The 24120-nt window shown below is 68.1% G+C and carries 21 protein-coding genes and 3 pseudogenes; 10 read left to right on the top strand and 14 right to left on the bottom strand.

The annotated features are described in order from the left end of the window. The first annotated feature begins 32 nt into the window (after positions 1-32). The 3 genes and pseudogenes from ACZ4RZ_RS11605 (at position 33) to ACZ4RZ_RS11595 (ending at position 2301) form a co-directional block, all read left to right on the top strand. Positions 33-1243: pseudogene (locus ACZ4RZ_RS11605) on the top strand (sensor histidine kinase). Beyond that, a complete protein-coding gene (locus ACZ4RZ_RS11600; RefSeq protein WP_467743786.1) occupies positions 1240-1902 on the top strand; it encodes a response regulator in 663 nt (220 codons plus the stop codon). The pseudogene ACZ4RZ_RS11605 and the gene ACZ4RZ_RS11600 overlap by 4 nt, the downstream one beginning before the upstream one ends. Before the next feature lie 75 nt (positions 1903-1977). Beyond that, positions 1978-2301, top strand: coding sequence for a helix-turn-helix domain-containing protein (locus ACZ4RZ_RS11595; protein ID WP_467743785.1), 324 nt, complete (start codon positions 1978-1980; stop codon positions 2299-2301). 234 nt (positions 2302-2535) lie between these two features. Here ACZ4RZ_RS11595 and ACZ4RZ_RS11590 read toward each other — a convergent pair whose 3' ends face one another. Both ACZ4RZ_RS11590 and ACZ4RZ_RS11585 read right to left on the bottom strand, forming a co-directional pair. Then, complete coding sequence (locus ACZ4RZ_RS11590; protein WP_467743784.1) at positions 2536-2808, bottom strand: DUF397 domain-containing protein; 273 nt, start codon at positions 2806-2808, stop codon at positions 2536-2538. Next, entirely contained in the window at positions 2790-3623 is an 834-nt protein-coding gene (locus tag ACZ4RZ_RS11585) for a helix-turn-helix domain-containing protein (protein ID WP_467743783.1), read from the bottom strand. Before ACZ4RZ_RS11585 ends, ACZ4RZ_RS11590 begins: the two co-directional genes overlap by 19 nt. Positions 3624-3963: 340 nt before the next feature. Between ACZ4RZ_RS11585 and ACZ4RZ_RS11580 the strand changes: the two genes are divergently transcribed. Then, a complete protein-coding gene (locus tag ACZ4RZ_RS11580; RefSeq protein ID WP_467743782.1) occupies positions 3964-4182 on the top strand; it encodes a hypothetical protein in 219 nt (72 codons plus the stop codon). 311 nt (positions 4183-4493) lie between these two features. Here ACZ4RZ_RS11580 and ACZ4RZ_RS11575 read toward each other — a convergent pair whose 3' ends face one another. From ACZ4RZ_RS11575 to ACZ4RZ_RS11550, 6 genes are all read right to left on the bottom strand, one after another. Continuing rightward, entirely contained in the window at positions 4494-5771 is a 1278-nt protein-coding gene (locus ACZ4RZ_RS11575) for a choice-of-anchor Q domain-containing protein (protein WP_467743781.1), read from the bottom strand. A gap of 171 nt (positions 5772-5942) precedes the next feature. After that, on the bottom strand, positions 5943-7217 hold the full coding sequence (locus tag ACZ4RZ_RS11570; RefSeq protein WP_467743780.1) for an MFS transporter: 1275 nt from the start codon (positions 7215-7217) through the stop codon (positions 5943-5945). Positions 7218-7670: 453 nt separating this feature from the next. Beyond that, positions 7671-8540, bottom strand: a complete 870-nt coding sequence (locus ACZ4RZ_RS11565) for an SCO6745 family protein (protein WP_467743779.1) — start codon at positions 8538-8540, stop codon at positions 7671-7673. A gap of 494 nt (positions 8541-9034) precedes the next feature. Continuing rightward, positions 9035-10534 (bottom strand): long-chain-fatty-acid--CoA ligase, encoded by a 1500-nt coding sequence (locus ACZ4RZ_RS11560; RefSeq protein ID WP_467743778.1) that lies wholly within the window; start codon positions 10532-10534, stop codon positions 9035-9037. 69 nt (positions 10535-10603) lie between these two features. Continuing rightward, a complete protein-coding gene (locus ACZ4RZ_RS11555; protein ID WP_467744313.1) occupies positions 10604-10831 on the bottom strand; it encodes an acyl-CoA dehydrogenase family protein in 228 nt (75 codons plus the stop codon). 66 nt (positions 10832-10897) lie between these two features. After that, positions 10898-12196 carry a choice-of-anchor Q domain-containing protein gene (locus ACZ4RZ_RS11550; protein WP_467743777.1) on the bottom strand — a complete coding sequence of 433 codons (1299 nt, stop codon included), beginning with the start codon at positions 12194-12196 and terminating at the stop codon, positions 10898-10900. A gap of 156 nt (positions 12197-12352) precedes the next feature. Here ACZ4RZ_RS11550 and ACZ4RZ_RS11545 point away from each other — a divergent pair, with 156 nt between their 5' ends. After that, entirely contained in the window at positions 12353-13630 is a 1278-nt protein-coding gene (locus ACZ4RZ_RS11545) for a PucR family transcriptional regulator (protein ID WP_467743776.1), read from the top strand. A 724-nt stretch (positions 13631-14354) separates the two neighbouring features. Here the strand turns inward: ACZ4RZ_RS11545 and ACZ4RZ_RS11540 are convergent. Then, a pseudogene (locus tag ACZ4RZ_RS11540) lies at positions 14355-15574 on the bottom strand (IS256 family transposase). A 156-nt stretch (positions 15575-15730) separates the two neighbouring features. On the opposite strand from ACZ4RZ_RS11540, the gene ACZ4RZ_RS11535 reads away from it, so the two are divergent. The 4 genes from ACZ4RZ_RS11535 to ACZ4RZ_RS11520 all read left to right on the top strand — a co-directional run bounded on the left by ACZ4RZ_RS11535 (position 15731) and on the right by ACZ4RZ_RS11520 (position 18627). Next, positions 15731-16345 carry a DUF1266 domain-containing protein gene (locus tag ACZ4RZ_RS11535; protein ID WP_467743775.1) on the top strand — a complete coding sequence of 205 codons (615 nt, stop codon included), beginning with the start codon at positions 15731-15733 and terminating at the stop codon, positions 16343-16345. A gap of 22 nt (positions 16346-16367) precedes the next feature. Further along, positions 16368-17114 (top strand): DNA repair protein RecO, encoded by a 747-nt coding sequence (recO, locus tag ACZ4RZ_RS11530; protein WP_467743774.1) that lies wholly within the window; start codon positions 16368-16370, stop codon positions 17112-17114. Positions 17115-17260: 146 nt separating this feature from the next. Next, the gene (locus ACZ4RZ_RS11525; protein WP_467743773.1) at positions 17261-18112 is read left to right on the top strand and encodes an isoprenyl transferase; all 852 of its coding nucleotides are present in this window, start codon (positions 17261-17263) and stop codon (positions 18110-18112) included. Beyond that, positions 18112-18627, top strand: a complete 516-nt coding sequence (locus ACZ4RZ_RS11520) for a YcxB family protein (RefSeq protein WP_467743772.1) — start codon at positions 18112-18114, stop codon at positions 18625-18627. The genes ACZ4RZ_RS11525 and ACZ4RZ_RS11520 overlap by 1 nt, the downstream gene beginning before the upstream one ends. A 192-nt stretch (positions 18628-18819) precedes the next feature. Here ACZ4RZ_RS11520 and ACZ4RZ_RS11515 read toward each other — a convergent pair. The 5 genes and pseudogenes from ACZ4RZ_RS11515 to ACZ4RZ_RS11495 all read right to left on the bottom strand — a co-directional run. Next, positions 18820-19016, bottom strand: a pseudogene (locus ACZ4RZ_RS11515) (transposase); the annotation flags it as partial. A gap of 23 nt (positions 19017-19039) precedes the next feature. Continuing rightward, positions 19040-19465, bottom strand: a complete 426-nt coding sequence (locus ACZ4RZ_RS11510; RefSeq protein ID WP_467743771.1) for a Fur family transcriptional regulator — start codon at positions 19463-19465, stop codon at positions 19040-19042. 58 nt (positions 19466-19523) lie between these two features. Continuing rightward, the gene (locus ACZ4RZ_RS11505; protein WP_406168745.1) at positions 19524-20426 is read right to left on the bottom strand and encodes a metal ABC transporter permease; all 903 of its coding nucleotides are present in this window, start codon (positions 20424-20426) and stop codon (positions 19524-19526) included. Between the two features lie 16 nt (positions 20427-20442). After that, positions 20443-21210: a metal ABC transporter ATP-binding protein gene (locus tag ACZ4RZ_RS11500; protein WP_467743770.1), complete on the bottom strand. Its 768-nt coding sequence runs from the start codon at positions 21208-21210 to the stop codon at positions 20443-20445. 17 nt (positions 21211-21227) lie between these two features. Then, on the bottom strand, positions 21228-22190 hold the full coding sequence (locus tag ACZ4RZ_RS11495; protein ID WP_467743769.1) for a metal ABC transporter substrate-binding protein: 963 nt from the start codon (positions 22188-22190) through the stop codon (positions 21228-21230). 165 nt (positions 22191-22355) lie between these two features. Between ACZ4RZ_RS11495 and ACZ4RZ_RS11490 the strand changes: the two genes are divergently transcribed. Continuing rightward, positions 22356-23738, top strand: a complete 1383-nt coding sequence (locus ACZ4RZ_RS11490) for a glycine--tRNA ligase (RefSeq protein WP_467743768.1) — start codon at positions 22356-22358, stop codon at positions 23736-23738. Positions 23739-24120 lie beyond the last annotated feature (382 nt).

Raw genomic sequence — 24120 nt, 5'->3', positions numbered from 1 at the left:
CCGTGCCGGGGGCGCGAGCCTACGATCGCCGCATGCATGTCACGCCACCGCTTCCCCTGCTCAAGCGCGTGCCGCCGGGTACCTGGGTGGCGCTGGCCGGGTGCGCGAGCGCCGTGTTCACGTTCCTCGCGCGCATCAGGCTCCCCGGCGAGGAGACACCGGACGAGCGGGCCGCGGCTCAGTTCTACCGCTGGGACGGACTGGTGATCCTCGCGCTCGCCACCGCGCTGGCGCTGGCGGGCGGCCGGCTGCTGGCGCGACGGCCGCTGAAGGCCCTCGCGCTGCTGCTCGCGGCCGCCGGCTTCACGACCATCAACCTGGGGGTGGGGGCGATCCAGCTGCCCCAGTTCCTCGCGGTCGACGTCGCCCTCTACTTCATCGCGGCCGCCCGCCCGCGCCGTACGGGGGTCACCGCGGTCTCCATGGCGCTCGGCATGCTGGTGGCCTGGCTGGCCGTACGGCTGCTGCGCGGCTGGGGCATCGGTATGTCGGTCGAACTCGCCGTCGCGCTGACGGCCGTCGTGGCCTGGCTGCTTGGCGACGCCTCCCACCGCACTCGCGTGTACGCCGAGAAGCTGCGTCTCCAGGCAGCGACCCAGGCCGTCACCGACGAACGCCTGCGCATCGCACGCGAGATGCACGACATGGTCGCCCACAGCATCGGCATCATCGCCCTCCAGGCGGGGGCGGCGGCCCGCGTCGTGCACACCCAGCCGGGCGCCGCGCGCGAGGCGATGACGGCGGTGGAGACGGCGGGGCGGGAGACCCTCGCCGGGCTGCGGCGCATGCTGGTGGCGCTGCGGCAGGCGGACCAGGGCCGGGTTCCCGACCCCTTGCGGTTGAGCCCTGCCGAAGGGCTGGCCGACCTCGACCGGCTGGCCGCCGCGACGACGGCCGCGGGCGTGCGCGTGCAGGTCAGCCGGCGGGGCGAGCCGCGCCAACTCCCCTCGGACATAGACCTGTCGGCGTTCCGGATCATCCAGGAGTCCATCACCAACGTCGTACGCCACGCGGGCACGACCGCCTGCCGGGTGACCGTCGACTACCGGGACGAGGAAGTCGCCGTCGACGTCACCGACGAAGGCAGGGGCTGGGGCAGCACCACCGACACGGGCTCGGCCTCGTCGGCATGCGCGAGCGAGTGGCCCTGCTGCACGGCGAGTTCACAGCAGGACCGCGCCCCGAGGGCGGCTTCCGCGTGACGGCCCGCCTCCCCGTCCCGGTCCAGGTGGGAGCGCGATGACGATCCGGGTCGTACTGGCCGACGACCAGCAACTCATCCGTACGGCCCTGCGGATGGTCATCGCCGACATCGAGGACCTGGAGGTGGTGGGCGAGGCCGCCAACGGCCAGGAGGCGGTGGAGCTGGCCGGGCGACTCGCCCCGGACGTCGTCGTCATGGACATCCGCATGCCGGGCATGGACGGCATCGAGGCGACTCGCCTGATCACGGCGGACGGTTCCGGCGACGCGCGGATCGTCGTCCTCACCACCTTCGACGACGACGATTACGTGTACGGGGCGCTCCGCGCGGGCGCCTCCGGCTTCCTCGTCAAGGACATGGCGCTGGACGACATCATCGGGGCGGTACGGGTCGTGGCGGCCGGCGACGCGCTCATCGCCCCCAGCGTCACACGCCGCCTGATCCAGGACTTCACGGCCTCACGCCCCGAACAGGCACGCGCGCACCGGCAGTTGAAGGGCATCACGGAGAGGGAGCGCGAGGTCCTGACCCTGGTCGGCACGGGCCTGTCCAACACCGAGATAGCCGAACAGCTCTTCATCAGCGTCGCCACGGCGAAGACGTACCTCACCCGCCTGCTGTCGAAGCTGGACGCGAGGGACCGGGTGCAGCTGGTGATCATCGCCTATGAGGCGGGGTTGGTTTCTGCGAACCGGTGAGGAGTTGGACACGCCCCTGGCACGGGTGGCGGGCGCCTTTGGGTACGTGGCTGATCGGAACAAGGAGTCGGGGAAGTGAGCGAACACGCCAGGTGGTCGGCCAATGGGCACCGTGAGAGGGCGGAAGAGCTAGCGGGCGGCCGGGACGCGTTTCTGGAGGGCGCTCAGCGGATGCTCGCCGAGGCCCGGGCCTGGCGGTTGGTCGACATACGTCAGGAGCGCGGGTTCACCCAGGCGCAGGTGGCCGAGCGCATGGGCGTGAGCAAGGGGCGCGTCTCGCAGATCGAGAGTGGTCAGGTGTCCGGTACGGATGTCGTGGCGCGGTACGTCGAAGCGCTGGGCGGAAGCCTGGTGCTGGTCACGGTCTTTGGTGACGGCGAGTTGCGCAAGGTCGGTTGACCGGGGGTGGCCCAGTACCTGCGGTTCGGTGAGCGTTGGTTGGTGACGTGGCCGTTGGGGCCGCCCGCTTCTTGGCCAGTGTCGTGCTTCCGCGCGCCGAGTAAAGGGCGCTCCGCTTCGCTCCGCGTCGGCTGCGCCGATTCCGCTGCGCTCCACCCTTGACTCGGCGCGCTCCAGCACGGGGGAGAAGCGAGCGGGCGGCCCCGACGGTCACTTGAGAACTTGCGGCGCCGGTCACTTCGTAACGGCGCCGACGAACTCCGTCCAGGCGAGGGCACTGACCAGCAGGACGGGGCCGTCCGGGACCTTGCTGTCACGAACGGGTACGACGCCGGGGACTCCGTCGGCTACTTCGACGCAGTCGCCGCCTTCGCCGTTGCTGTACGTGCTCTTACGCCACTGGGCGGCGCCGATGAAGTCGTACGCGACCTCGATGCAGCTGCCGCCCTCGCCGTTGCTGTAACTGCTCTTGCGCCAGCGGGCGTTGCTCAGGTCGTACTCGCGCATCGTCTGGAGTCCTCCGCCGCCGATTCGATCAGGGCGAGGGACGCCTCCGGCGACAGTGCGACGGCCCTGAGCAGATCGTATGCTCGCTGCGCGCGCTTCACCACCGCCGGATTGTCAACGAGAGTTCCCGAAAACGACGTCTCTGTATAGGCAGTTGGCGGGGCGTCCTCGAACTCCAGGAGCGTCAGCATCCCGCCCATGGAAGCGTGCGCTCCAGCCACGTACGGCAGTACCTGCACCACCACCTTGTGCTCCCGCACCATCCCGGCGATGCCGTCGAGCTGCTCGGCCATCGCCGGCGCCCCGCCCACCGGGATACGCAACGCGTTCTCGTGCAGGACCACCCAATACTCAGGCCTTGCGGCGTCGCCGAGGATGCGAGCCCGTTCCAGTCGGGCGGTCACCTTCTCCTCGACGTACTCGTCCGTGACGAAGGGGTTGGCCGCGAGCGTGACCGCATGTGCGTACGCGGCCGTCTGCAACAAGCCCGGCACAAGCGTCGGCGCGAACTCGGCAATCTTCGTCGCCGTCCGCTCAAGCTCCACAACCTCCGCGAAATAGTCTGCGTACCGCTTGTCGTCGATCAGCTTTCGCCAGGTGCGCTCGAAAAAACCGTCGGTTTGCAGGATTTCGTCGATCCTCTGTGCCACATCCAACTGCGGTTTCCGAATGGCCTGTTCGAACTGGCCGATGTAGCCCCCGGAGACGAATACGCGCGCCCCTAACTCCACCTGAGTGAAACCGGCCTCCTCGCGGCGTCGTTTCAGCTCCGCCCCGAAGAACTCCCAGGCCGCCTGCCGCGAACCGTTGGCCACAGGTCAACCCCCTTACGCTGCGCCGCACTTGTAGAGGACAGACTCCTATCGAGTGTAGATGCAGAGCGTCACCCTGGGGATGCGAAGCGTGAAACTCAAAGAGACAGGGGAACACGGTGAGGGAACAACACGCATCACTCGGGGGACGACACTCGGCGCAGTGCGTCGAAGAGGCGGAGGAAACAGTGAAGGAATTGCGGGCGGCGCTCGCCGACGCCGGAATTTCGTTGCCGTCACTGCGGATCGACCCGGCGACTTTGGCGCGCGAGGCACCTTGTCCACGGGTCGAATTAGGCGGCTGCTCCGTCGAGGTCGCCGCCCGGCTCGCGGCGGCCCTGCGGTGAAGCTGCCACCGATCGGCTCCTACGCCGTGGACACGCGCACCGGGAAGGTGGGGATGGTCATGGGGCACGAGGGACCGTACGTACAGCTGAGACCGTACGGCGGCGGCAAGGAGTGGGACTGCGAACCGGACGCCGTCCGGCGAGCCACCGCGGCGGAGCGGCTGAGCGCGGCGACGGCGTACGCCAATGCACGCAGTCGGGGGGAGGTCCCTTGAAGGGGCTTGAAGGGGGAAGTGCCCTGATCCCCGATGGCGTCCCGTCGAATGGTGTAGCCGGTCAAGCGTCGGGCACGCGCGGTCTCTGCTCCGGGTGCGCATCCGCTGTCTGCGACCGCTCCCTGAACAATGGGCAGGCCATCGCGCAAGTCTCCCTGGTGAACGGGCAGTTCAACCGGAGGAGCGCACGATGGCCTTGTCCCAGTCTGACCTGATGCGGCTGCTGGAGTCACTGCGTACGGCTGACGGAGTTGAGACTGGCCTCTGCCTTTGACGGGCTCCCGGCCTTGTGGTGCGAGCGCGGGCGTCGGCTACCGCTGCAACTCGAACGCGCCGATGTCGCAGTGCGGCCCCTGGGGGCGAGGCACGCCTCGCTGGTCGGCGGACGGGCATGTCGCGTCGTTGCCGGCGTCGATGGCTGGGCTGCCGCGGAGCAGGGCGAGCGTGGCGGTCGGGCCGCCGTTGTCAGTCAGGGGGCCGAGGCGCGGGTTGACGCCGGGATGGTCGGTGGGCTGTGTGAGCTCGCAGGTGTCGTCGCCAGCGATGTTGTTGCCGAGTGAGACGTAGCCGGAGAACACTTCCGTGCATTCACTGGGCCCCGTGTTGTCAGCGACGATCGTGCTGTCGAGGTACACGTGGCTGACCTGCTGGGATGGCGAGGGTACGGTCGAGGCGGGCCAATTTTGGTCGCTGTAGGCCGGGGCGGCGTTGATGCCGGCGCCGCCGTCGCGGGCGCTGTTGCCGGCGATCGTCGAGTAGGAGATCGTGAGGTGCATCTCGCCGCGAAGGTCGATGCCGCCGCCGACTCCGCTGCCGGCATCGGCGTTGCCGACCGCGTGGTTGCCTGTGATCGTGGTGTTCATCACGTTCCCAGCGGTATCGAAGCGGACCCCGCCTGCCATCCCGGCCACGTTGTCACTGATCGTGCTGTCGACAAGCGTCAGGAAGCTGCCGGGGGCGGAGAAGACTCCCCCGCCGAAGCTTCCACCGGCGCCCGAGCCGGCATTGTTGTGCGTGACGGTGACGCGTTCGAGCGTCAGGTTGCCCCAGTTCCAGATGCCGCCGCCACCGGTTGCTCCGGGCACGTCCTCCTCACGGTCGACGCCCCCGGTGATCGTCACGTCCCTGATCGTGCTCGAGCCGTTGAAGTCATCGAAGGTGATCACGCGGTCGAGCCCGTTGCCGTCGATGATCGTCTTGCGCGCGCCGGCGCCCTTGATCGTGGTCGGCACCAGAACGTTCAGGTCACCCGTTGAGGGATCCGTAACGTCGCCTGTGGTCAAGGCTGGATTGGGTGCAATCGTCAGTTTGTAATGGCCTTCCGGCACGATGATCGTCGCGCCGCCGCCCAGGTCATTGGAGAGCATGATCGCGGCGCGCAGCGTGCAGCGCCCGAGGCTGTCGGCGCATTTGCCGCTGTCGACGCTCGTGCTCGCGAGCGGCGCGTCAGCCATGCTGTTAACGACTATCGGCGGCCCGGCGAGGGTTGTCGCCTGTCCAGCATTGGCCTGAGCGGGCACGGCCAGCAGCGCCGCGCACACGGGCAACCCAACTGTCCAGCGAAGCACCCTTCTCAATGGCATGCGCATGACATCCCTCCTTGCTTGAACTGATCGGCGGAATTGCTCGTCACAGATGGCCTCCTGGTTTCTGACTTTCCACCGTGTGGCGCGACCGGTGGTTCTCCGCCTCGACCGGCTTCAGCGGTCCCGGCCGGGCATCGCCGGCTTCGTGCCTCGCTGACCGAACTCGCCGGTCCGCTACGAGGCGAGCTGTTCCAACGACATGTCCCTGGTGCGCAGACCGAAGAGGGCGACCAGTGCGCTCGCCACCATGAGGCATGCCCCCTGGAACACAAAGGCGCCGCGGAACCCGAGCTGCGCGTACGCTCCCAGCACTAGCACCGGGGCAAGTGCGCCGCCGAGGTGCCCGAGACCGTCGGTCAACGCGACACCGGTTGTCCGGGCGCGGGTCGGGAAGTGTTCGGCGGTGTACAGGTAGAGCACCGCGGTGCCGACAGCCGTCCCGAATGCTGCGGTGAATCCGCTGATCAAAATCACTGCGGCGTTGGGGAAGAAGGCGATCGCCAGCATCCCGATCGCCGCCGTCAGCGCAGCGCCGCTGGCCATGTACTTCCGGTCGATCCGATCCACCAGCCGTGTGGCGCTCAGGACGCCGACCATGATGCCCAAGCTGCTGAACAGCAGGAGGGTATAGGTGCTGCTCAGACTGAATCCCTGCTTCTCCAGCAGCGTGGGGCCCAGGCCGAGCCAGCCGTAGTTGGCGATGTACATGAAGAACCACACAGCGATCCACAGCAGCACCCGGGCAAGGTAGGGACGCCGGAGGATTTCCGTGGTGGGGAATCGCTCGGCGGGCGCGTCGGCAGCGGCCTGTGCGGGTTCCGGCAGCGGGCCGTCGTGGCGCTGCAGCGCGGTCCGCTCCGCCTCGGTGACGATCGCCTCCGCCTCGACGATCCGGCCCTTGGCGATCAGCCATCGCGGCGATTCCGGCAGCACCCACGGCGTGGCGATCGCGGCTATCCCACCGAGGCCGCCGAGCACGTACAGCGCGCGCCAGCCCCATGTCAGGTGCGGCACCAATGCGAGCGCCACGAACGGCACCAGGCTTATGCCGACGCCTGCCCAGACGGTGGCCCATGCGTTGTAGCGGGCGCGGACCGCCCGTGGCGCGATCTCGCCGACATAGGTGGCGGCGAGCGCGATCTCGGCACCGATCCCGATGCCGGTCACGAACCGGCACGCGTCGAGCCAGACGCCGTTCATGGTGGCTGCCGTGGACAGCGAACCGATACTGACTGCGAGCGCCGCCACCAGGAAGGCAGGTCTCCTGCCGTACATGTCGGACAGCGTGGCGATGAGGTACGCGCCGACTACGTAGCCGATCAGGTTCGTCGTGAGTGCAACCGAGAGCGCCGCCAGTGTGGAGTGCAGCTGGTCCACCATGACCGGCAACGTGAGCCCGTACGTCGAGATGTCGAAGAACGCGAAGAGGTAGCTGACCCCGACGGTCACGATGACCCGCCGCCGGTACGGCCAAACGGGGATCCGGTCCAGGCGTGCGATCTGATCACGTCTCGGGGGCGCTTCGGTTCCGGTGGGTTCGTGCACGTTGGCTCCTAGTGTTGAGTGTCTGCCTGCGCGATTGCCGACCGGTTGTCGTGCAACCGGTAAGCAAGCGCTCAGGGAGGAATGTGAGGACTGTGGGTTGAATAGAGAGTCGGCGGGGCTGGGCGGGCCGGGCGCGGACCAGATGGGTAGGGACTGTCCGTTCTGCGTTCGCAGCCGAGGTTGCTCGGGTTTGCTCGCGCGCAGAGGACCCGGCCAATCGAGTTGCGTGGGCGCAGTCGCCGCAGGCCTCGTCACGTGCCGGCGCGCGATCTGGTCGGTGTCGCCAGGTGGAACAACGCTCTGGCAAGCGCGTCTTGACTGCATGCTCACGATCGGCATCGGCATCGGCATCGGGCTTCACAAGTTGCCGACACGCCAGGGCAACAGCTCCTCGGCCAAGGCCAGGCTGTAGGGCCTGACCAGACGGCGAAGTTCGGCGCACTTCTCGGGGCCTATCGCGACATACGGCAGCGCGGACAGCTCGTCGGTGGTGTGCTCCACCATCTCGCGCCGCTCCCGCCCTTCCGGGGTGAAGGCAAGGTCGGGGCCCTCTGCCAGCCAGCCGCGCTCGCGGAGCCGCTGCACTGCCTGTGCCCACTGTTCCTCGGACCAGGCCCGTGTTGTCCGAAGGGCCGCGGCCGTCACCGGGCCCGCGGCAGCATGTGTGACCAGCGCTTCGATCCCGTCCAGCTCGGCGGCGAGCAGCGTCGCAATGTGGCCGTCGCCGCGGAACTCACGCAGCAGCGTTTGTGCGTGCCAAAGCGTCAGGTGTGGTTCGTGCGGCCAGGGCAGGGCAGCGTGCGCGGCGAAGAGTGGGCGACCCTGCGGGTGGAGCAGCGTCGCTCGGGCCGCTTCCTGCGCCAGTTCCGCAGCGCGCTCCATCTTGGGGGACTGCACGGCGGGGCCCAGGATGCGGCGCAGCGTGGCATCGACGGCCGCCAGCCGGGCCGCGAGCAGTCTCTCCGGCGACGCTGTCTTCCATACCGCGGGGACCACACTGCGCACCAGTTCCGGGTTGAAGTTGTAGAAGGTGGCGATCACCAATTCGGCGGATGCCGGGCCGAGGGCCGCGGCACGCGAGCCGAAGTAGCCGGCCCTGCCTTCGACGCCGAGCTCCGCGTATCGGGCCTGGGCCTCCGGAGCGAAGTACACGGCTCCGTGGAAGGGCTCCACCATGTTCCAGGTGGCCCGTGCATAGGCGCTGGCGAGCTCTTCCTTCATCCGCATGAGATGACTCCTTCGACTCTTCCATGCGCCCGGAGGCATCGGAACAAAGCTCTGACTCCCGACGGGCGCTGCAGTTTCTTTGTGATATGGGTGCAGGCAGGCTGATGCCGCAGGTGAGGCCGGGACGAGTTCGGGTGCCGGGGCACGGTCGTGACCGACGACTGCCACGCCAGTTGCCTTACTAGAGGCGCCCGCGCAGTAACGGTGATCGCTCCTCCATCGGCCGTGTCCTTGATCGCGGAGAGGTGGTCCTGCCGACCGAGCGGAGGATCTCGACGGCGGAGCGCTCGGAGGTTCCCAATCGCGAAGCACCGGATCCCCGGGTGTCGCTCATGCCGCGCTGCCTTCGAAGTACGGGTGTTCCGCGCAGTTTTGCCGGAACCTCTCACCCATCACGAAGACGTACTCGTGGACCAGCATCGGCCAAGCTCGCTGGGGTCCATCGGACCTATAGCTGTTTGGACGGTCGTCATGCGGCCCGCATCTGCAGACGTTCAGCTCGTCGCTGTGTCCAGCGTGTCCCAGTCCAACTCGCGCTTGAGGATCTTGCCGGTGGCTCCCTTGGGGAGGGCGTCGACGAATCGGACCAGGTGCGGCACCTTGTACGCGGACAGCTGCTCCTTCGCCCATACGCGAAGCTCCGCGGGGTTGATGGCGGCACCTGGGCGGGCCGCGATGACAGCGGCGACCTCCTCGCCGTACTTCTCGTCGGGAACGCCGATCACGGCCACTTCGACTATGTCCGGATGCTGGTACAGAACCTCCTCGACCTCACGCGGGTAGACGTTGTAGCCACCGCGAATGATCATGTCCTTGGCGCGATCGACGATGGCGAGGTAGCCGTCCTCGTCAAGTCGGCCGAGATCACCGGTCCTCAGCCAGCCGTCCACCAAATCGGTTGCGGTAGCGTCCGGCCGTTTCCAATACCCCTTCATCACACCCGGGCCACGAAGCCACACCTCCCCCACCTGGCCTGTCGGCACCACGCAGCCAAGCGGGTCCCGGATCTCCACCGTCGTGCCAGGCAGCGGCACCCCCACCGACCCGACGCGCTGCTCCATGGCCAAGCGGTTGAACGTCGACGCGGCCGTGGACTCGGTCAGCCCATAGCCCTCAAGAATGGTGCAGCCAAACCGCTCCGAGAACGCTCTGATCACCCCGCCTGGGAGAGACGCGCCGCCCGACACCGCCAGCCTCAGCGAGGCGAAGCCGTCGGGGCCGAAGTCGCCTGCGGCGTGCAGCATGGCGTTCCACATCGTCGGCACACCGGCCACGCAGGTGAGCCGGTCGCGCCGGACCATCTCTAGCATGGCAACCGGGTCGAAGGGCGACAGCAGGGATATCGAGCAACCCGCTGCCAAGCTGGCGTTCAGACACACCGCCTGGCCGAAAACGTGAAAGAGCGGCAGGCCGGACCCGAAGCGGTCCTCCGCGGTCAGACGCAGCTCGTCGACGAGGATATGCGCGACCTCGAGAAGATTGGCCACGGTGAGCTCGACGCCCTTCGGCCGACCGGTCGTCCCGGAGGTGTAAAGCAGCACGGCCGTCTCGTCGCGGTCCTGGTCCACCGGCGCGTCGATGCCCTCGCCGCCGCCGGCCACGGCGCCCGGCTCGACGATCCGCAGCGGCAGGCCGCGATCGTCAGCCACACGCTGCGCGGCCTGCGTGGCCCTGTGCCAGGCCATCAGAAGGACCGCGCCGGAGTCCTCGACGACGTAGTCGATTTCGGGCGCGGTGGCCATGGTGTTCATCGTGATGACCACGGCCCCGACGAGATGGGCGCCGAGGTAGGCGACCACGAACTCGGGGACGGTGGGCGCCACCAGCAGCACCCGGTCCCCCACCCGGACACCGCGCGCCCGCAGCTCCCCGCCGAAGGCAGCGGAAGCATCGCGCAGCCGGGCATAACTCCACACTTCTTCGCCTGCCCTCAACGCCGCGGCCTCCGGCGTTGCGGCGGCGTGCTCCCATACCGATCCGGCGACGTTCGACACGGCTCCTCCTCGAGTCAGGCGATCCAAGAGACCTAGATGAATACGGCGTCATCAACTACGACAACGCGCTCAGGCCGGCAGGTCCAACAGACCGGCGAGCACACGGCGGTGGTAGGCCAGAAGGCCCCGGCTGATCCGGCCCGCACTCGCCCGCTTGAGGTGAAGGTCAGTGGGGTGTTCCGAGGTCGTTCCGCTACCGCCGTGCAGTTGCGCCACATCCTCGGCGGCGTCGTCCGCCACGTCGCTGCACGACGCGACCGCAGCCGCGATCGCCGCGTCGTCTGCTCCCGCAGCAATGAGGTGCCGGCCAGAAGGAGGCAGGGATCGTCACCCGACGGGGCGCCGGTGACGATCCCTGACCCGTCACTTTTCGCTTTCGAAGGAGCCGATGTCACAGGGGCTGCCGCGGAGGATTCCGCGCTGGTCATAGGTGGGGCATGCCGACTCGTCGCCGGCGTCGATGGCGGGACTGTTTCTGAGTTCGGCCTGGGTGTCCGTGGGGCCGCCGTTGTCAGAGAGCGGGCCGAGTTCGGGATTGGTTCGCGGCTGGTCTCCACGAAAATCCAGGCCACAGCTTCCATCAGTGTCGATGTTGTGACCCAGCGACACGATGGGAGCCGAGCTCTGCTTGCAATCACCTGATCCGTAGTCGCTGGTGTTGCCTGCGATGATCGTATTGACCAGCAGTACTTCGCCGCCCTGTGGCGTGGGGCTGGTACGCACGGTGTCCTGGTAGGCAAAGGCAGCGTTCACGCCCCCGCCGCCGATGACGGCATGGTTGTCTGTGATCGTCGAGTTGATGATCCTGACAGGGCCGGCGCCACGGACGTCGATGCCACCACCTTCGCCATAGGCACCGCCGTCGGAAGTGGTGTCGGAGCAGCACGTAGAGAGCACTCGATTGCCGGTAATCGTCGAATTGACGGCTGTGCCAGAACCATCGAAGCGGATCCCTCCCGCCTCGTGGTACGCCACGTTGTTGCTGACGGTGCTGGAGTCCACGACAGTCGTAGCCGAGGGAGTGCTGAATACCCCGGCACCGTAGTCGGCGCGGTTGCCGGTCACCGTGTCTCGCTCCAGGGTGAGTTGCCCATTGCCGTTCCAGACGCCTCCACCACCGGTCGCATTGGGCACATCTTGCTCGCGGTCGATGCCCCCGGTGATCGTCACGTCACTGAGCACGCTCATGCCGTTCGGGGCGGAGTGGAAGATTGCCCGGTCGAGGCCGTTGCCATTGATGGTTGTCCTGCGAGCCCCGGCGCCTGTGATTTTGGTCGGCGCCAGGACGTCCAGGTCGCCCGTCGAGTCATCCGGAACATCTCCTACGATCAGGGCCGGATTGGGTGGAATCGTCAACCCGTAATGGCCGGCCGGCACCACGATCGTCGTGCCACCGCCCCTGCGGTTGGACAACATGATCGCCGCACGCAGTGTGCAGCGGCCCTGGGCATCAGCACAGCTGCCGTCGGTGCTCGCCAACGGTGCGTCAGCGGTGCTGTCGACCTGGATCACCGACGAGACTTCCTCGGCCTGCGCGACCGGCGTCACGAGGAAAAAGGCCGTCCCCGCCACAGCCGTGCCCACAACGGCGGCGATTGCTCTGCGCCACCAGGCGAAGCAACCCGCCCCGACGGCAGCGCGGTATCTCGCGCCTGCACTCATGGATCCTCCAAGATTGTCGTTCTCGCATGGACCAGATCCCATGCCGGCCCCGCGAGCGGGCACAAAGGTCTCGTATGCCGTGGGACAAAGTCTTGGGCTTGCCAGCCAATGTTCGCCGGGTCATTGTTCTCTCCGAACAAGGTCGTGAGGTGAACCATGTTGGACGATGACGTCGTGCAGTGGCTGACCAGCTACGCTGCGCACATCGAGCGCGGTGAGCTGCTGGAGCAGGTGGCCCTGGGAATCGACCAGGAGATCACCCTCGAGGTGCCAGAGCTTGCCGCCGATGAGCAGCTGCTCGCTGACTTGCACGCAAGCACTCGCGCGAACTGGCGTGGAATCCTGCAGGTGATCGCTCGCGAGCAGTTCCAAGTCCTCGTCCAGCCCGAGGCGTTCGATCTCGCCCATACCATCGCCCGCCGCGGGCTGGAGCTGGGCGTGCTGCTCAAGACTTACCGGGTCGGGCAGCGTGCGATGTGGCGGTACGTCACTCGCACACTGGACGAGCAGATCGCCGATGTGACCTTGCGGTCGGCGGTACTCGTCCACTTCTGGGACCGCGTCACCGAGTGGCTGGACACTACCGTGGAAGCCCTCATCAAGAGCTACACCGAGGAGCGCCAACAAGCCGAACGCAGCGTGCTCGCACGCCGCGTAGCGACGGTGTGTGCAATCCGGCGAGGGAACAACGTCGACGTCGACGCCGCCAGTGGACTCCTCGGGCACCCGTTGCGCTCTCATCAGACCGCGTTCGTGCTCTGGGCAGACGAGACCGCCGCAGACGCCAACCTGGCCCGTGCACTCGAGGGACTGGCCGGGGAGTTGGCGAGTGCGCTGGGGGCGGCGCGACCACTCACCGTGAGCAGCGGAGCACGTGGCCTGTGGGGGTGGGCTGCCACACGGCGCCTTCCGGACCCGGACGCTCTGACCGATCTGCGAGTGTCGGAGGGTGGCGTGCGCGCCGCCATAGGGTGCAGTGCACCTGGTCTCGCTGGCTTCCGACGTAGCAATCGTGAGGCCCTCGCCGCTCAACGAGTCGCGATCGCCGGGCGCCACGACAGGCTGTTGACCCGATACTCCGATGTCGAGTTGGTGTGCCTGACCACGGGGCATGGTGGGCTCGACGCAATTCGCACGTTTGTCGAACGAGAACTGGGCGCGTTGGCCGAGGCAGACGACGCCACAGCTCGGCTGCGCCAGACCGCCGCAGCCTATCTGGCCAAAAACAGCAACGCGCGCGCCGCCGGAGAGCTACTCGGTGTGCATTTCAATACCGTGCGGTACCGCATTCGCCGGGTCGAAAAGCTGCTCGGCCGCCCCATCGAGGAACGGCGTACCCACATCGAGATGGCCCTACGCTGCGCCGACGCCTTTGGCGAACAGGTCCTGCCCACCGTTACACAGCAGCGGAGCCTGGTGATGACTGATGACTGAAATCCTGGTTCGAGTCGTACTCCTGAGCTGCGCCGTGCCAGACCGTGGCGCGCTGTAGCCTGTGCTCAGCGGCCTGTACGGGCCCGTGTGGACGGCCGAGGGCCCCGACCCCCTGATGGCTGATGGGGGCGGGGCCTTTGTCGCCCCCGAAGGGCTCTGCGGTGCTCACCGCTTCGGCGACCGCAGCTGACCTCAGCCGGCTCCCCCGCCTTGGTTACCACGGGCTCGTGGGGCCCTTATGGGAACGGAAGGCCGTGTAAAGGCGGGGAACGATCAGGCAGGGACGGAAGGCAACACCTCGCTGACCAGTACGAACAGTGAATCCCAGGGAAGATCACCACTAACGGGGAAGGTTATAGCGCCTCTCCTAAAGCGGGTGTCGCAGGCGAATCCTGCCGGGGGCGCAACGCATTGCCACTCTGACCTGGGGTTTATCCCCAGGGAGGGGCCCTACTCGGCCTCGGACGACTCGTCCGAGGCCGTTTGCGTGAGGGTGCGTGAGCGGACGGGGAGTTGATCTCCGGAACACCGCCCGACGGATCAGCATCATCCGGCACGGACTCTTCCGCCCTGTCGGGCTCGGACGCCGCCGCGGAAGCGGTGTTCTCAGAGGCCGTGCGGGCGCGCGGCACGAGCCGTGCTGCCGCCTCGGCGATCGTCAGGTCCGCCTCGGGGAGCAGGCTTCGAGGGCCTCCGCCCCGGGAATGGCGGAGACGGCCCAGGGTCATGTCCCCTGTGGTGGTGTAGCCAGGTCGATCTGATCTTTGTAGATCGTGTCCATGCTTCCCTCGGGTAGGTAGCGGCGGGGGAAGGCGATCCACTCGTCGTGCATCTCGACGAGGACGGCGGTGGTGAGGCGCTCGAGGGCGTCGGGGTTGGGGAAGATCTGCACAACGTCGGTCCGGCGCTTGATCTCGCGGTTGATCCGCTCCAGCGGATTGGTCGACTGGATCTTCTTCCAGTGCCGATCAGGGAATCCGCGAATGCGGTCAGATCCTCCTTTGCCTCCAGGAGCATGGCCCTGACCTTGGGGAACTGTCGGCCGAGCATGTCGGCGACGGTGTCGAGCTGGGCCCGGACGGCTGCTGCGGTGGGCTGGGCGAAGATCGTGCGGATGGTCGCCGCCACCATCTCGGCACAGTCCTTCGGGATCACCGCAAAGACATTGCGCAGGAAGTGAACGCGGCACCTTTGGTAGCCGGCGCCGAGCATGACCTTGCGCACGGCCTTGACCAGGCCGCTGTGGTGATCAGCGATGACCAGGCGGGCCCCGGACAGGCCCCGCTCGCGCAGCGAGCGCAGGAACTCGGTCCAGAACGCCTCGGTCTCGCTGTCGCCGACCATCAGTCCCAGCACCTCGCGTCCGCCATCCTCAGTGATGCCGGTGGCGATGACCGCGGCCTGGGACACGATCTGGTGGTTCACGCGGGCCTTGCAGTAGGTCGCGTCCAAATACACGTAAGGGAAGCGGGTATGGTCCAGCGGCCGGGTGCGGAAGGCGGTGAGTTCGCCGTCCAGGGCGGCGCAGAGCCGGGAGACCTCGCTCTTGGAGATCCCGCTGTCCGCTCCCAGGGCCCTGACCAGGTCGTCCACGCTGCGGGTGGACACCCCGTGGACGTATGCCTCGACGATGACGGCATACAAGGCCCGGTCGATGCGGCGGCGGCGTTCGAGCAGGCTGGGGAAGAAACTGCCGGTGCGGACCTCGGGGATCGCCAGGTCGAGATCCCCGGCCTGCGTGGTCAGCGTCTTTCCACGGTGGCCGTTGCGCAGGTTGGTCCGGGTCTCGGTGTGCTCGCCGGGCTCGGCCCCGATGAACGAGGTGGCCTCGGCCTCGATCAGCTCCTGCAGGATCCGCTGGGCCAGGACCCGGACCAACTCGATTCCGTCCGCCGTACGCAGTGACTCCATCAGCCGGAGTAAGTCATGCTGGGACAAGGCCATCGCGTCACCTCTCTCAACGAGCCTCTCTACTCGGAGAGTTGCGCGATGGCCGCCCCATGACCAGGGGCTATGCGGAGATCGCTGCTACACCACTTCGCGGGACACCATCTGATCCCCTGAGCAGCGGCGTGACATCGTGACATAGGGTGCGGCGCCATGGCGATATGGAACCGTCGCAAGCCGAAGGCCGCGAGCAAGTACCCCGTTCCCCTCACCACGCACCAGCTGTGGATGGTGTCGCTCAGTGCGCCGGTGAGCCGGGACCGGGACGCGTCGCGGACGACCCTGTACCCGTTCACCCGCATCGACGACGAGAAGGCTCGGCGGTGGCTGGCCGAACAGTGGGAAATCACCTCGCGTGACGCTCTGGTCGGCCGGCTCGACGGCCTCGCGCGGACCGGGTACCGCACCCGGGCGCGGCTGCGGCTCGGCGTCGAACCACTGGCGTGGGACGCCGGGCTGTATGTGGACATCTCCCGCAGGGGCTTCGCCTGCGGGATGCTGAGCGAGGCAGAGGCGTGGACCGCGCTCAAGAACATCGTGCCGGCGGTGGTGCGGTCGTACGCCTCCTGGAACGAGTACGCCGAGCACTATCTGCTGGGCCGGATGGTCTGGCGGGACAATCTGAAGGGCACGCCGGACGCGAACTTCCCCGCCCCGCAGGCCGTGTCCGACGCGCATCTGAAGTCCCTCCTGGACCCGGCGAACCGGGCGAGCCCCTGGAACATGGCGCCGTGGGAAGCGATCAGCCACCCCGACCACGCACGCTGACTCTGTACGCGAGAATGGGCCCATGAGTCTGTTCCGCGACGACGGCATCGTGCTGCGCACCCAGAAGCTGGGTGAGGCGGACCGGATCATCACGCTGCTCACCCGCGGTCACGGCCGCGTACGCGCCGTAGCCCGGGGTGTCCGGCGTACCAAGTCGAAGTTCGGAGCGCGGCTCGAGCCTTTTTCGCACGTGGACGTGCAGTTCTTCGCGCGGGGGAGCGAGCTGGTCGGGCGCGGGCTTCCGCTGTGCACGCAGAGCGAGACGATCGCTCCGTACGGTGGCGGGATCGTCACCGACTACGCGCGGTACACCGCCGGGACGGCCATGCTGGAGACCGCCGAGCGGTTCACCGATCACGAGGGGGAGCCCGCCGTGCAGCAGTATCTGCTGCTGGTCGGCGGGCTCCGCACCCTCGCCCGCGGCGAGCACGAACCGCATCTCGTCCTCGACGCCTTCCTGCTCCGCTCCCTCGCCGTGAACGGCTACGCGCCCAGCTTCAGCGCCTGCGCGAAGTGCGGGATGCCCGGACCGAATCGGTTCTTCTCGGTCGCGGCGGGAGGTTCCGTCTGCGTCGACTGCCGGGTGCCCGGCAGCGTCGTACCCTCGGCGCAGGCCCTCGTACTGCTCGGCGCGCTGCTGACGGGAGACTGGGAGACCGCGGACGCGTGCGAGCCGCGGTATGTCAGGGAGGGCAGCGGGCTGGTATCGGCCTATCTGCACTGGCATCTGGAGCGCGGACTGCGCTCCCTGCGTTACGTGGAGAAGTAGGCGTTACGCAGAGAAGTAGGCGTTACGCAGAGAAGTAGGCGTTACGCAGAGAAGTAGGCGTTACGCAGCGAAGTAGGCGTTACGCAGCGAAGTAAGCACCGAAGCAAGCACCACAAAGACAAGCAAGCAGGGGAGACGAGAAGCACATGGTCGTACGCGGGATCCTGGGACGCCAGCGCCGCGAGTACAGGACACCGGAACCGCACCCGTCCGGTGCCCGCGCGCCGAAGCTCCCCGGTGAGCTGGTGCCGAACCATGTGGCGATCGTCATGGACGGGAACGGGCGCTGGGCCAAGGATCGCGGGCTGCCCCGTACCGAGGGGCACAAGGTCGGCGCCGAGCGCGTCCTCGACGTGCTGCAGGGCGCGATCGAGATGGGGGTCGGCGCCATCTCGCTGTACGCCTTCTCCACCGAGAACTGGAAGCGCTCGCCCGACGAGGTGCGCTTCCTGATGAACTTCAACCGCGACTTCATCCGCAAGACCCGCGACCAGCTCGACGAACTCGGCATCCGCGTCCGCTGGGTGGGCCGGATGCCCAAGCTGTGGAAGTCGGTGGCCAAGGAGCTCCAGATCGCGCAGGAGCAGACCAAGGACAACGACCGGCTGACGCTGTACTTCTGCATGAACTACGGCGGTCGCGCCGAGATCGCCGACGCGGCGTTGGCCCTGGCAGAGGACGTGAAGGCGGGGCGGCTCGATCCGTCCAAGGTCACCGAGAAGACCTTCGCGAAGTACCTCTACTACCCCGACATGCCGGACGTGGACCTGTTCCTGCGGCCGAGCGGCGAGCAGCGCACCTCCAACTACCTGCTCTGGCAGAGCGCCTACGCCGAGATGGTCTTCCAGAACGTGCTGTGGCCGGACTTCGACCGCCGCGATCTGTGGCGTGCCTGCGTCGAGTACGCCTCCCGCGACCGCCGCTTCGGCGGAGCCGTCCCGAACGAGCAGCTGCTCGCGATGGAGGAGGCCATGAAGGGCCGGCCCGACGCGGATTGATGGATGACGGGGAGAGCGTCGAGCTGGTGTACCGGGCCACGGCAGGGGAGTTCCGTGAGGCGCTGCGCGCCTCGGAGAACGCCTCGGCCGCGGGGCGCTGGGGGCGGCGCCTGCTCGTCGCCTCCGCCGTCCTGGGGGTGCTCGTCGGCGCGGTGCCGGTGGCCCTCGGTGGCTCCGCCGACCCCAAGGTGCCCGTGATGCTGGGCGCGGCCGTGCTCGGTCTGGTCGTCCTGCCATGGCTCCGGGCCCGGCACCTCCAGCGGTGCGCGGCCGCCCGCGGCGAGTACCGCACGGTGGTCGACGGGTGGGGCGTGACCGTCACGACCGAGCAGGGGAGCGACCTCACCCGCTGGGCGCGGATGGCCCGCTACGCGGAGATGCCCGGCTCCTTCGTGCTGCTGGGCGCGGGCTCGTACGCGCCCGCCTCGATCCTGCTGCCCAAGCGCGGAGCGCCGACCCCCGCGGACGTCGAAAGGTTGCGGTCGATCCTCGACCGCAACCTCGAGCGGCTATAGAGCCTGTCCGAGGGCTCGCGTGACTGCACTCGCGCGTCGATCCCGGGCTCAAGGAGCATCCCGGCGCGGAGATCATCTGCCGGAACCGGGCCACCGCCTGTACGAAGGCAGTCGAGGAGGCCGCCCCAGGAGCCCTGGAAGTCGCGCACCTGCCCAACTCCCGCACGCGATAAGACTGCTCGGGCTCACCGGGACTCTCTCCCCTGTGCAGTCCGTCGACCACCGACGCCGGCGATCGTGGCACGTCTTCCACTTCCCGGACCGCGTCGGCAGGTCCGCCACGGAATACCCGTCCGCTGCCGGAACAGGACCCCGTTGATCACCTGACGGAGACACTTCCACCGTCCACCCCGCCCCACGTCAACCGGAACGATCAGAACGGGAAGCAGTCACACGACCCCTCGGACAGGCCCTAACCCTTGGCCGCCGCGCACTCCGCGCACTCCGCGCACGTGCCGAAGATCTCCACCGTGTGCGCGACGTTCACATACCCGTGTTCCGACGCGATGGCCTCCGCCCACTTCTCGACGGCCGGGCCCTCGACCTCGACGGCCTTGCCGCAGACGCGGCAGACGAGGTGGTGGTGGTGCTCGCCGGTGGAGCAGCGGCGGTAGACGGACTCGCCGTCGGAGGTGCGCAGGACGTCGACCTCGCCGGCGTCGGCGAGGGACTGCAGCGTGCGGTACACGGTGGTGAGCCCGACCGAGTCGCCCTTGTGCTTGAGCATGTCGTGGAGCTCCTGCGCACTGCGGAACTCGTCCACCTCGTCGAGCGCCGCCGCCACGGCGGCACGCTGCCGGGTGGAACGGCCCCGTACGGGCGATCCAGCGGTTGTCACCGTTGCCTCCTCACGTCTGCCCTTGCCCGGCCATTGTGCCAGTCCGGACTGTGCGTAGTCAGACGCCGACCTTCGTCTCCTGGCCGCGCGTGGCCGGAATCGCGCACTCTGCCGGGTCCCCGGCGGCCTGCGCGGCGGCGAGCGCCCGGGCCCGGCGCCGGGCCAGCGGGGTCGCCAGCGCCGTCAGCGCGATGAACGCGCCAATCGTCAGCAGCACGATCGTCGCGCCCGGCGGCACGTCCTGGTAGTACGACGTCACGGTGCCGCCGATGGTCACGCTCACGCCGATGGCCACCGCGATCGCGAAGGTGGCGGCGAAGCTGCGGCTGAGCTGCTGCGCCGCGGCCACCGGGACCACCATCAGCGCGCTCACCAGCAGCAGGCCGACGACCCGCATCGCGACCGTCACCGTGACCGCCGCCGTGACGGCGGTGAGCAGGTTCAGGGCGCGCACCGGCAGACCCGTCACCCGCGCGAACTCCTCGTCCTGGCTGACCGCGAACAGTTGCCGGCGCAGACCCAGGGTGACGAGGACGACGAAGGCGGCCAGCAGACAGATCGCCGTCACGTCGGACTCGGAGACGGTGGACAGCGAGCCGAAGAGGTACGACGTCAGGTTGGCGTTCGAACCGCCCGGCGCGAGGTTGATGAACATCACGCCGCCCGCCATACCGCCGTAGAAGAGCATGGCGAGGGCGATGTCGCCGCGCGTCTTGCCGTACCAGCGGATCAGCTCCATGAGGACGGCGCCGAGGACCGAGACGGCCGTCGCCATCCACACGGGATTGGTCGAGAGCAGGAAGCCGAGGCCGACTCCCGTCATCGCGACGTGGCCGATTCCGTCGCCCATGAGGGCCTGGCGGCGCTGCACGAGGTAGATGCCGACGGCGGGCGCGGTGATGCCCACGAGGACGGCGGCGAGCAGGGCCCGCTGCATGAAGGCGTAGTCGAGGATGTCCATCAGTTCAGCGGTCCCATCAGCTCAGCAGTCCGGTCCGGATCGGTTCGGCGTCGTGAGCCGCGTGCGGGTGTACGTGGTCGTGGCCGGGCAGCGCGTGCTGGCCGACCGCCTGCGGGGGCGGGCCGTCGTGCAGGACGCAGCCGTCGCGCAGTACGACCGCGCGGTCGATCAGCGGCTCCAGGGGGCCCAGCTCGTGCAGGACGAGCAGCACGGAGGTGCCCTGGGCGACCTGCTCGCGCAGGGTCGCCGCCAGCACCTCCTGGCTGGCCAGGTCGACGCCCGCCATCGGCTCGTCCATGATCAGCAGCTCGGGTTCGCAGGCGAGCGCGCGGGCGATCAGCACACGCTGGTGCTGGCCGCCCGACAGCGCGTTCACCGAGTCCTTGGCGCGGTCCGCCATCCCGACGAGCTCCAGGGCCCGTCGTACGGCCTCGTGGTCGGCCTTGCGCAGCATGCCGAAGCGGGCGCGGGACAGCCGCCCGGAGGAGACGATCTCGGTCACCGTGGCGGGCACGCCACCGGCGGCGGTCGTGCGCTGCGGGACGTACCCCACGCGGTGCCAGTCCCGGAAGCGGCGCCGCGGGGTGCCGAAGATCTCGATCTCCCCGCCGCTGATGGCGACTTGGCCGATGACACTGCGTACGGCGGTCGACTTGCCGGAGCCGTTGGCGCCGAGCAGCGCGACGACCTCACCGCGGTGCACGCTGAGGTCGATGCCACGCAGGACCGGGCGCGAGCCCAGCTCGGCGGTCACGCCGCGCAGGGATATGACGGGCTCGCTCACGGGGTCCTCCACGATGATCACTTGGCTCCGAGAGCCGTCTGCAGCGCCTTCAGGTTCGACTCCATGACCTGCAGGTAGTCGCTGCCCCTGGACTTGTCGGTGATGCCCTCGATCGGGTCGAGGACGGCGGTTCCGAGCCCCGCGTCCTTGGCGATGGTCTTGGCGGTCTTGTCGCTGACGAGCGTCTCGTAGAAGACCGTGGAGACGTCATCGGCCTTCGCCATCTTCTCAAGGTCCTTCACACGGTTCGCGCTGGGCTCCGACTCCGGGTCCAGGCCGTTGATGGCCTCCTCGGTGAGGCCGTAGCGCTCGGCGAGGTAGCCGAAGGCGGCGTGTGTGGTGATGAAGACCTTGGTCCTGGTGTTCGCCAGCCCGTCCTTGTACTGGGTGTTGAGGGCGTCCAGCTTCTTGACCAGGGCTTCGGTGTTCTTCTTGTAGTCGGCCGCGTGGTCCGGGTCTTCCTTTTCCAGGGCCTTGCCGACACCCCGGGCGACCTCGGCGTACCGCACCGGGTCGAGCCAGATGTGCGGGTCGGTGCCGCCGCTCTCCTCGCCCTTGGTGTCGTCGTGGGCGGCCGCGTGCCCGCCGACCTCGTTGCCGTGCTTCTCCAGCGTGGTCAGCGACGCGGCGTCGATCTTGGTCTTGACCTCGGACTGCGCCACGGCGTCGTCGACGGCCGGCTGCAGGTTCTTGAGGTAGAGAACGGCGTCCGCCTCCTGGAGCTGCGCGGTCTGCCGGGCGCTGATCTCCAGGTCGTGCGGTTCCTGACCGGGCTGGGTCAGGTTCGTGACCTTCACATGCGTCCCGCCGATCTGTTCGGCGAGATACTGCAGGGGGTAGAACGACGCCACCACGTCGAGCTTCCCGCTGCTCTTGCCGTCGGCCGAGGCGGAACCCGAGCAGGCGGAGAGGGTGCCGAGGCCGAGGGCGGTGGCCGCCGCGACCGCGGACCCGGATATGAGGCGTCGTCGTACGTTCATGACACTCATTTTCAACAAATCTGGAAACGATTGTCAACAAGCGCTTGAGTAAGCAGTCGGTAAGCCCGCACTCCGGGCACAGTGCCCAACCGATTTGATACGGGGGTGGGCCCCGCCGGTAACCTGAAGCATTCGCTGCCGTCCGTTCGTAATGAAGAGAGCACCGTGGCCGCCGACAAGATCGACACCATCGTCAGCCTGAGCAAGCGCCGTGGCTTCGTTTTCCCCTGTAGTGAGATCTACGGCGGACAGCGCGCCGCCTGGGACTACGGCCCGCTCGGCGTCGAGCTCAAGGAGAACATCAAGCGCCAGTGGTGGCGCTACATGGTCACCTCCCGTGAGGACGTCGTCGGTATCGACTCGTCGGTGATCCTTGCCACCGAGGTCTGGGTCGCGTCGGGTCACGTCGCCACCTTCACCGACCCGCTCACCGAGTGCACCTCCTGCCACAAGCGCTTCCGCGCCGACCACCTGGAGGAGGCCTACGAGGCGAAGCACAACCGCCTCCCGGAGAACGGCCTCGCGGACATCAACTGCCCCAACTGCGGCAACAAGGGCCAGTTCACCGAGCCCAAGCAGTTCTCCGGCCTGCTCTCCACCCACCTCGGCCCCACGCAGGACAGCGGCTCCATCGCCTACCTGCGCCCCGAGACCGCGCAGGGCATCTTCACCAACTTCTCCCAGGTGCAGACCACCTCGCGCCGCAAGCCGCCGTTCGGCATCGCCCAGATGGGCAAGTCCTTCCGCAACGAGATCACGCCCGGCAACTTCATCTTCCGCACCCGCGAGTTCGAGCAGATGGAGATGGAGTTCTTCGTCAAGCCGGGCGAGGACGAGAAGTGGCAGGAGTACTGGATGCAGGAGCGCTGGAACTGGTACACCGGCCTCGGTCTGCGCGAAGAGAACATGCGCTGGTTCGAGCACCCGCAGGAGAAGCTCTCCCACTACTCCAAGCGCACCGCCGACATCGAGTACCGCTTCCAGTTCGGCGGCAACGAGTGGGGTGAGCTGGAGGGCGTCGCCAACCGCACGGACTACGACCTGGGCGCCCACTCCAAGGCCTCCGGCCAGGACCTCTCCTACTTCGACCAGGAGGCCGGCGAGCGCTGGACTCCGTACGTCATCGAGCCCGCCGCCGGTGTCGGCCGCGCGATGCTGGCCTTCCTCCTGGACGCCTACGTCGAGGATGAGGCCCCCAACGCCAAGGGCAAGATGGAGAAGCGCACGGTGCTGCGCCTCGACCCGCGCCTCGCGCCGGTCAAGGTCGCCGTCCTCCCGCTGTCCCGCAATCCCGAGCTCTCCCCGAAGGCCAAGGGCCTGGCCACCGCCCTGCGCCAGCACTGGAACATCGAGTTCGACGACGCCGGCGCCATCGGCCGCCGCTACCGCCGTCAGGACGAGATCGGTACGCCGTTCTGCGTCACGGTCGACTTCGACACGCTCGAGGACAACGCGGTGACGGTGCGCGAGCGCGACTCGATGAAGCAGGAGCGCGTGTCGCTGGACCAGATCGAGGGTTACCTGGCCTCGCGTCTGATCGGCTGCTGACCCGGCTGCTGACCTGACCGCCGACCTGACTGCCGACTCGGCTGTCCGCGCGGCTTCGCGTGTGGAAGCCCCCGGTTCCCTCCGTGGGAACCGGGGGCTTCGTGCTGCCTCGACGCCGTGAATGTCCCTTTCCCTGGCGTACCTGCCCGGGCCCGCGGCTGTTCAGCCGGTGACGTGGCGGGGTGCCTTCCGCGGGATGCAGCAGAGCCCGCCGCCATCATCGGCGCCACCAGCAGCAGGTACTCCGGGTTCGGGCCGGCCTGGCGGCGGGCCGGGGGAGCTGCTGTCGCTGGAGGTTGCGGGCTGAGGCCTCTCACGAGAGGCGTTTCACGAGCGGCGGCGTTTCACGAGTTGAGGAGTTCACGAGTTGAGGTGTTTCACG

The organism is Streptomyces sp. NPDC027189 (assembly GCF_055566975.1).
This window is presented reverse-complemented; position numbering and strand designations above follow the sequence as displayed.

Coding starts and splice junctions, on each gene's coding strand:
- ACZ4RZ_RS11600 (WP_467743786.1), top strand. CDS start 1,240: ATGACGATCCGGGTCGTACTGGCCGACGACCAGCAACTCATCCGTACG.
- ACZ4RZ_RS11590 (WP_467743784.1), bottom strand. CDS start 2,808: ATGCGCGAGTACGACCTGAGCAACGCCCGCTGGCGCAAGAGCAGTTAC.
- ACZ4RZ_RS11575 (WP_467743781.1), bottom strand. CDS start 5,771: ATGCGCATGCCATTGAGAAGGGTGCTTCGCTGGACAGTTGGGTTGCCC.
- ACZ4RZ_RS11565 (WP_467743779.1), bottom strand. CDS start 8,540: ATGCGGATGAAGGAAGAGCTCGCCAGCGCCTATGCACGGGCCACCTGG.
- ACZ4RZ_RS11550 (WP_467743777.1), bottom strand. CDS start 12,196: ATGAGTGCAGGCGCGAGATACCGCGCTGCCGTCGGGGCGGGTTGCTTC.
- ACZ4RZ_RS11545 (WP_467743776.1), top strand. CDS start 12,353: ATGTTGGACGATGACGTCGTGCAGTGGCTGACCAGCTACGCTGCGCAC.
- ACZ4RZ_RS11535 (WP_467743775.1), top strand. CDS start 15,731: ATGGCGATATGGAACCGTCGCAAGCCGAAGGCCGCGAGCAAGTACCCC.
- recO (WP_467743774.1), top strand. CDS start 16,368: ATGAGTCTGTTCCGCGACGACGGCATCGTGCTGCGCACCCAGAAGCTG.
- ACZ4RZ_RS11525 (WP_467743773.1), top strand. CDS start 17,261: ATGGTCGTACGCGGGATCCTGGGACGCCAGCGCCGCGAGTACAGGACA.
- ACZ4RZ_RS11520 (WP_467743772.1), top strand. CDS start 18,112: ATGGATGACGGGGAGAGCGTCGAGCTGGTGTACCGGGCCACGGCAGGG.
- ACZ4RZ_RS11505 (WP_406168745.1), bottom strand. CDS start 20,426: ATGGACATCCTCGACTACGCCTTCATGCAGCGGGCCCTGCTCGCCGCC.
- ACZ4RZ_RS11495 (WP_467743769.1), bottom strand. CDS start 22,190: ATGAACGTACGACGACGCCTCATATCCGGGTCCGCGGTCGCGGCGGCC.